The sequence below is a fragment of the Parahoeflea alexandrii genome, from assembly GCF_027214025.1.
GTDB classification, from domain to species: domain Bacteria; phylum Pseudomonadota; class Alphaproteobacteria; order Rhizobiales; family Rhizobiaceae; genus Hoeflea; species Hoeflea alexandrii_A.
Genome location: NZ_JAPWHB010000025.1, coordinates 1 through 1,079 on the forward strand (window position 1 = coordinate 1; position 1,079 = coordinate 1,079).

Below are 1,079 nucleotides of genomic sequence, written 5' to 3' on the forward strand. Positions count from 1 at the left end.
TCCTGAACGATGGAAATCTTCTCTGCGATGGTGCGCATGGCGTTCACGGCGCGGTCCACGGCATTGCCGCTTTCCTCGGCGTCGGTTGCCGACTGCCGGGCAATCTTTTCCGTCTGGGCGGCGTTGTCAGCATTCTGCTTGATGTTGGCGGCCATTTCTTCCATCGAGGCGGAGGCCTCTTCTGCAGAGGAGGCCTGTTCGGTCGCACCCTGGGAGAGCTGCTCGGAACCCGACGAAAGCTGCTGGCTGCCCGACGAGACATTGTCCGCCGCCGACAGGGCATCGCCGACGACGCCACGCAGACGCTCGACCATGGAAAGAAGCGCGATGCCGAGCGTATCCTTGTCGGACAAGGGCTTCGGCGTCACCGTCAGGTCACCATTGGCGATCTGGTCGGCGAGATTGGCCGTATCGCGCAGATTGGTAGTCATGATGTTCACGGTATCGACGAGATCCTTGATTTCGTCATTGGTCTTGATCTCGATATTCTGATCGAGATCACCGGTCGCAACGGCGGCCACAACAGCCTTAATTTTCTTCAAGCCATTGTTTATGCCGAGCGCGATCCAGACGGCGGCGGCGAGCGCCGCAATTGCGGCTATGACGGCAAGGGAGATCACGATAGAGCGGATTTTTGTGTAGGCATCGTCGGCGCCCTGGTTGGCCTCCACAAGACGGCCGCGCTCAAGCTCGAAGACCTCATCCAAAAGAGCGTCGATTTCGGATGTTGTTGCACGTGCCGTCGTGGCTGAAATGCGCTGCGCTGCATCCGGGTTTCCGGCCAGCATGAAGTTGCGGATCTGGTCGTCCTGCTTGCGGAACTCGGTGGTCAAGCCAGTAAGCTTGTTCCAGAACACCATACCCTTTTCGGTGGCCTTTCCAAGAATGACCTGGAAGGTCTTGTCGAACTCGGCGCGTGCCTCGTCGCTGTTGCTGATATATTTCTCGGCTTCGCGGCTGTTTTCCGCCGCGAGCATGTTTTTCTGCTGACGGATCTGCTGCAACTGGGCGATGTTGAGATCCTGAGCAGCGCTCAGTCGTTCGGCGGGACCGTGAAGCGCATTGCTCCAGTCGGCATT

General features: G+C 58.7%; 1 protein-coding gene. It reads right to left on the reverse strand.

The annotated features are described in order from the left end of the window. Positions 1-1,037, reverse strand: a 1,037-nt coding sequence (locus O4H62_RS26265) for a HAMP domain-containing protein (protein ID WP_430538524.1), incomplete at its 3' end; no start/stop codon positions are given. Positions 1,038-1,079 lie beyond the last annotated feature (42 nt).